Raw genomic sequence first — 5922 nt, forward strand, 5'->3', positions numbered from 1 at the left:
CCGACCACATCCTGCGCTGGTCGCACTGGCGACGACGACGCCAGCACCAAGCCCGCATCAGCCACTACAAACGACGCGGACACAGCCCCTGAAAACTGCCCAGCAATCAGAACAAGCACCGTTGCAGTACTAGGGCGTGTATCGAGTCGTGATCAATTTGCGGGAATCGCCCTCGCGGCGGCGTCTGGACCGGTAGATCTTCTTGTGTGACGCGAGTGCAACTGACTGACGAGGAGTGGGAGTTCCTCGGGCCGTTCCTGCCGATCGGCGAGTACGGCCCGTACCCGATGCGGCTGCGGCAGCAGTTCGAGGGTGTGATCTGGCGGTTCAGGACGGGCGGTCAGTGGCGGGAGATGCCGAAGGAGTTCGGCGCCTGGTCCACTGTGCACAACCGCTTCCGGCAGTGGCGTGACGCCGGCGTCTTCGAGGCCCTGCTGGAGAGCCTGATCGCGGAAGCAGCGAAGCGGGGTGAGGTGGACCTGTCCCTGGTCAGCATCGACTCCACCACCGCGCGCGCTCACCACGACGCCGCCGGGATGCACCTGGATCAGGGCCTCCTCGCCGCTCTGGAGAAGGCCGCCGCCGAGGAGGAGAAGGCCAGGTCAAAAGGGGCAACTCCGAAGAACAAAACGGGCAGGAAGCCGAAGCGGATCCCGAGCGGGAGGAGCGACGCGGCGTCCGGCGCCGACGCAGAATCCGCCTGAAGGCCGCACTCCTGGGACGCTCCAGGGGCGGGCAGACCAGCAAGGTCCACCTCGCCGCCGACCGCAAGTGCCGCCCGCTGGCATTCGTCCTGACCGCGGGCCAGGCCGCGGAGAGCACGCAGTTCATCCCCGTGCTCCAGAAGATACGCGTCCGCGGGCCCGTCGGCCGCCCCCGCACCCGCCCGGACGCGGTCGCCGCAGATAAGGCCTATTCGTCTCGCGGTAACCGGGCCCACCTGCGTAAACGCCGTATCAAGGCGGTCATCCCGGAGAAGAAGGACCAAGCCACCAACCGGAAGAAGAAGGGCAGCAAGGGCGGTCGACCCGTCAGTCACGACGCCGACCTTTACAAGGAGCGGAACACCGTCGAGCGACTGATCAACAAGCTGAAAGCCTGGCGGGGCATCGCCACTCGCTACGACAAGATCCCGGACAGCTACCTCGCCGGCCTCCACCTGCGCGCCTCGATGATTTGGATCAAAGACCTCATCCGATGCGACTGACCGTTCGGGCGGCGACTTGAGCGCCTTACCGGCCGACGGCGCGAGTCGCCAGCCGCCGACGCACCCAGGCGGCGAAATCGTCCCCAGGACCAGCTGGCCGCACGTCGGCCAGCAGCGCTTCTATCTCCCGAACCGGTGCGTCATCGACCCGCAGCAAGATCTCCAGCCTGGTCAGCGGCACCAGTCGCACGACCGGCATGGTCGGATGGCGACACTCGTGCAGGAGATTGGTTCGGTCAAGCAGGTGGATCATCTGCGGAATCGCTTCGTCGCGCAACGCACTTGCCAGCGCCTCCCCGCAGATGTGTCGGTTGTCCTCGCGTAGAGCCCAGCGTGAGCGAAGCCGCCCCTCGATGCCGGGCATATGTGCTGCCTGTGATGGTGGAATCACGTCGCCAGCCACAGCCGCCAGCACGAAGGCAGGGGGAGCCCCCACCTCCCCGCTGGCCCAGTGCTGCCGATTGATCCACTCCCAGTACGGGGCCGGCACAATGCGGTACCCCACGTCGAACACAGCGGCGTCCGGGTCGACGTAGTGACGTGCGAACCCGAGAACAGCCTGATCACCACTGTCCGAGACGAAGCGGAAGGTGCGGCCAGACCGCTTGAACTTGGCTGCTCGCATCACTGGGGCCACGTACTCCCTTACCAGCAAGTCCAGCGGTCTCATCAGTCTCTCTTCCACGTCTACGCGCCCGAACGGAGCCAGTTGCTGCCGCAGCGTAGTACCGCGCACCGACAGTCTCTGAGGTGCGTTGCACCACCGGATGGAGATCGATGTCCGCGAGCATGAGGGGCGCTCCGCAAGGTCACGCTTGAACCGCCCTTTAATCACAACTCGATACGTGCCCTAGTAGCACAGGGTGGTGAGGGCGAAGACGCCGTCGGCGTAGACCTCGATGTGTTCGCCGATGGTGAGGATGCGCAGGGTCGCCGCGGGTTCGGTCAGGACCGTCTCGCCCAGCCCGTCCCCGTCCGGGCCGGTGACCCACAGGTTCCTGCCGTCGCAGCCGACGAGCAGGGCCGGGCGGTCGCCGTCGGGGGTGTCGGTGCGCAGGGTGGTCTCGACGCGGCCGGTGAGGGTGAGATCGCCGACCGCGTGCAGGGCGGGCTGTTCCCTCTGGACGTCGTCGCCGCGATCACGCGTCGGACGCTGTTCAGCGAGGTGGAGCGCGGCCATCCTGCCGATGGTGGAGAAGGTGCCGGGACGGCGGTCTTCTCGTGACGCGCGCCCGTTTCGGCGGCTGAAGCCGCGATGAGAGAAACCTGTCAACGAGCCCAGGATATTTCCCGTGTATGGGGTGCCAGCCATCCAATTGGGACAGGCCCGAAGGCTCGCGCCTTGAGCTGTCAACAATATTGCTGATAGCTCTCTCATCCAGCGCGCGCGTGTTCTGGACGCCGCCGCCCGCAGAGTCGGCGCACCGTCCCCCACCCTTGTCTTCAGGGAGTGTTCGTGAGCAAAGAGAGAACAAGTCGGGCTCGTCACCGACGGACTTGGCGGGGCATAGCCGGCGTGGCCGCCGGTGTGGTCCTCGTCGGGGGCGGATTCGTGGCGGCCAACGCCGCGACAACCACGGGCGCCGCGAAGAAGGCCGGTGTCCACTACCCGGTCGACAAGAAGGCCAACGGCGTCGCGGCCGTGGTCAGCGCCGCCAACGCGTTCCTGAACACGCTGGACTCCGACCAGCAGGCGGCGACGGTCCTGGACTACTCCCAGGCGAACGCGACCGCGTGGTCGAACCTGCCGTGCGGGTCGTCCTGCCGGGTCGGCATCCAGACGGGCTCGCTGAGCGACGAGCAGCTGGCCGCCCTGAAGAACGTGCTGAAGGTGGCCCTGGGGACCGGCAAGGGCACCGGCTACGAGCACGTCCTTGAGACCCTCCTGGCCGACGACCAGCTGGCCTCGGCGGAGAGCTCCGGCTCCGGGCCCGCCGCGCCGTCGGGCGGCACGTCGAACGCCCCCTCGGCCTCGGCCGACCCCTCCGCTTCGGCGGACCCGAGCGCCACGGCCACCGACGCCCCCACGGGCACCCCACCGTCCGGCGACCCCGGCGGTGGCGCAGGCGGCGGCGCCGGGTACGGCAGTGACATCTACCTCATGGCGTTCCTGGGCACCCCGTCGGTCGACGGCACCTGGCAACTGCAGTTCGGCGGCCACCACCTCGCCGTGAACGTCACCTACAAGGACGGCAAGGTGGCCGGCGCCAGCCCGTTCTTCACCGGCGTCGAGCCCACCAGCTGGACCGCGGACGACGGCACCACGTACGAGCCGATGGCGAAGTTCCGCAACGCCATGCTCGCCCTGACCGGCAGCCTGAGCACGGAGCAGCTGGCCAAGGCCAAGCTGTCCGAGTCCTTCAACGACGTGCTGCTCGGCCCGGACGAGGACGGCCAGTTCCCCGAGACCAAGGAGGGCATCAAGGCCAGCTCGCTGTCGCCCAAGCAGAAGAAGCTGGTCCTGGAGGCCATCCACCCCTGGGTCGCCGGCGTGGACGACGCCACCGCGAAGCGGCTCATGAAGACGTACGCGAAGGAACTCGACCAGACCTACGTCAGCTACTCCGGCGGCACGGACCTGGACACCCAGGGCGACTACGTCCGCATCGACGGCCCCAGCGTGTGGATCGAGTTCGTCTGCCAGAACGGCTTCGTCTACCAGGACAAGGTCCACTACCACACCGTCTACCGGGACCACACCCGCGACTACGGCAACGAGTTCTCCTTCTCATGACCCGACCGCGAAACTGGCTGACCACAGCACTGCGTCTGATGGCCGGGATCGCGATCGCGGTACCGGCGGCGCTCCTCCTCGGGGCGCCGCCGGCCGCCGCGCATCCGATGCCGCACTCGGTGGTGGAACTCGACGTGTACCAGGCGTCGGTCGCCGCACGGCTGGAACTGCCGGTCGACGACTTCTCCCGGGCCAGCGGGATCGACCTGAGCGACACCACCCAGGCCACGCTGTCCGGAAAGGCCGAGGCCATCCGGACCTACCTCGGCAAGCACATCCACCCGGCCACCACCCAGGGCAAGGCCTGGCAGGTCAGCATCGGCAGCCTGAGCCTCAGCCGCACCGAGCAGACCTCCACCGGCCCCTACCGCGAGCTGGTCGCCGAGGCCGTACTCACCCCGCCGGCCGGCACCGACGTACGCCACTTCACCTTCGACTACGACGTCATCGTCCACCAGGTCATCACGCACACCGCCCTGGTGACGATACGTCAGGACTGGGCCGCCGGGCAGATCGACGGCGAGGGCGCCACCCAGGTCGGCACCATCCGGGTCGACACCCGGACCATGACCGTCCCCGCCCTGAAAGTCGACCTCGGCGACGGCAGCGCCTGGCGCGGGTTCCTCGCCATGGTGAAGCTGGGCGGCGACCACATCCTCACCGGCACCGACCACCTGCTCTTCCTGCTGATCCTGCTCCTGCCCGCACCGCTCGCGGCCACCGGACGGCGCTGGGACGGCCTGGTCGGCGCCCGGTCCGCGCTCGGCCGGATCGCCCGCATCACGCTCGCCTTCACCGCCGGGCACTCCGTCGCGCTGGCCGTCACCGCGCTCGGCCGCCTGGACATCCCCGACTGGCCGGTCGAGGCGTTCATCGCCGCCAGCATCCTCGTCGGCGCGATCCACGCGATCCGCCCCCTCTTCCCGGGCAAGGAGGCGCTCGTGGCCGGAGTCTTCGGGCTCGGCCACGGTATGGCGTTCTCCTTCGTCCTGGCGGAGATGCACCTGTCCACCGGACAGCTCGTGACCAGCCTCCTCGGCTTCAACCTCGGCATCGAACTGGTCCAGCTCCTGCTGGTCTGCCTGGCCCTGCCCTCGCTGCTGATGCTGGCACGCCTGCGCATCCAGCCCACGCTACGACTGGCCGGCGCCCTGCTCACCGGCACCGCGGCCGTCGGCTGGCTGGCCGACCGCCTCGGACTGCCCAACCCCGTCGCCCGGGCAGCCGACAGCGCCGGATCCCACACCACGCCGATGCTGGCCGCCCTCACGGTGACCGCACTCGCCGCCATCGCCTGGACCCTGGCCACCCGTCAGCACGCACGGCCCGGGCCGACCGAGCCCGCTGCGGCGACATGTCCCGAGTTGGAATCCTCCCCCTCGTAGACGAGGGGGATACCTGGCTCAAGCTGCCTCCTGGAGCAGCGCTCCAGGAGGTCTTACGCCGTCGGCACCAGCGGGCAGGGCGACGTCGTTCAGTGGATCTGTCGGGGTTGATCACGTGAGCCGGCCAGTACCGCGCAGGCAGCGAGCGCAAGGACGAAGGCGAGGGGATGGCGGCGGCCCTTGGCCCGGCGCGGATCGGCAACCCCGGAGAGACAGTCCAGCAGAACCGGGTGTTCCCCAGTCTTGGGAGGCCGGACAGCAGCGGGCCGGCCCAGGCACGATGAACGGGCAGGCACGGACTTCCTCTGCGGTGATCAGGGACTCGACACCTCATGATCACCCGGGAGTCGTACCTGCATCGGTTCTGTCCCCGTCGATGAACTCCGCCCACGTCAATCAGGTGAACCCGCATCAAGCCGGACAGGTCCTCTGAACGACATTGCCCTTGCCCCAGACCGAGCGTCCAAGGTCGGTCACGCGAAACGCGGCCGCGCGGACCATCACGCGCAGGAGCGGGGGTGGTTCTGGTCGCGCCAGGCGCGAGGCGAGATTCCGTAGGCCTGTTTGAACACCTTGCTGAAGTGGGTCGCGTCCAC

Annotated in this window: 6 protein-coding genes and 1 pseudogene; 3 read left to right on the forward strand and 4 right to left on the reverse strand. The window is 68.4% G+C overall.

Annotated features, from left to right (window positions below):
- The first annotated feature begins 206 nt into the window (after positions 1-206).
- Positions 207-1207, forward strand: a pseudogene (locus GAS53_RS54275) (IS5 family transposase).
- A 25-nt stretch (positions 1208-1232) separates the two neighbouring features.
- Here the strand turns inward: GAS53_RS54275 and GAS53_RS54280 are convergent.
- On the reverse strand, positions 1233-1877 hold the full coding sequence (locus GAS53_RS54280; RefSeq protein WP_151485216.1) for a hypothetical protein: 645 nt from the start codon (positions 1875-1877) through the stop codon (positions 1233-1235).
- Between the two features lie 180 nt (positions 1878-2057).
- Entirely contained in the window at positions 2058-2387 is a 330-nt protein-coding gene (locus GAS53_RS54285; protein WP_192583722.1) for a hypothetical protein, read from the reverse strand.
- Positions 2388-2723: 336 nt separating this feature from the next.
- Here GAS53_RS54285 and GAS53_RS54290 point away from each other — a divergent pair, with 336 nt between their 5' ends.
- Both GAS53_RS54290 and GAS53_RS54295 read left to right on the forward strand, forming a co-directional pair.
- On the forward strand, positions 2724-3941 hold the full coding sequence (locus GAS53_RS54290) for a DUF3500 domain-containing protein (protein WP_225859721.1): 1218 nt from the start codon (positions 2724-2726) through the stop codon (positions 3939-3941).
- Positions 3938-5326 (forward strand): HupE/UreJ family protein, encoded by a 1389-nt coding sequence (locus tag GAS53_RS54295; RefSeq protein ID WP_151485217.1) that lies wholly within the window; start codon positions 3938-3940, stop codon positions 5324-5326. Before GAS53_RS54290 ends, GAS53_RS54295 begins: the two co-directional genes overlap by 4 nt.
- An 89-nt stretch (positions 5327-5415) precedes the next feature.
- On the opposite strand, the gene GAS53_RS57500 is transcribed toward GAS53_RS54295, so the two are convergent.
- Both GAS53_RS57500 and GAS53_RS54305 read right to left on the reverse strand, forming a co-directional pair.
- Complete coding sequence (locus GAS53_RS57500; protein WP_225859722.1) at positions 5416-5622, reverse strand: transposase family protein; 207 nt, start codon at positions 5620-5622, stop codon at positions 5416-5418.
- 204 nt (positions 5623-5826) lie between these two features.
- The coding region (locus GAS53_RS54305) for an AraC family transcriptional regulator (protein WP_151485218.1) at positions 5827-5922 on the reverse strand (96 nt) is incomplete at its 5' end.

The sequence above is a fragment of the Streptomyces albicerus genome (assembly GCF_008905045.1).
In the GTDB taxonomy this organism is placed as follows: Bacteria; Actinomycetota; Actinomycetes; order Streptomycetales; family Streptomycetaceae; genus Streptomyces; species Streptomyces albicerus.

Excerpts from the sequence above, each read along its gene's own strand:
- GAS53_RS54295 (WP_151485217.1), top strand. The coding sequence starts at position 3,938 with ATGACCCGACCGCGAAACTGGCTGACCACAGCACTGCGTCTGATGGCC.
- GAS53_RS54280 (WP_151485216.1), bottom strand. The coding sequence starts at position 1,877 with ATGAGACCGCTGGACTTGCTGGTAAGGGAGTACGTGGCCCCAGTGATG.
- GAS53_RS54285 (WP_192583722.1), bottom strand. The coding sequence starts at position 2,387 with ATGGCCGCGCTCCACCTCGCTGAACAGCGTCCGACGCGTGATCGCGGC.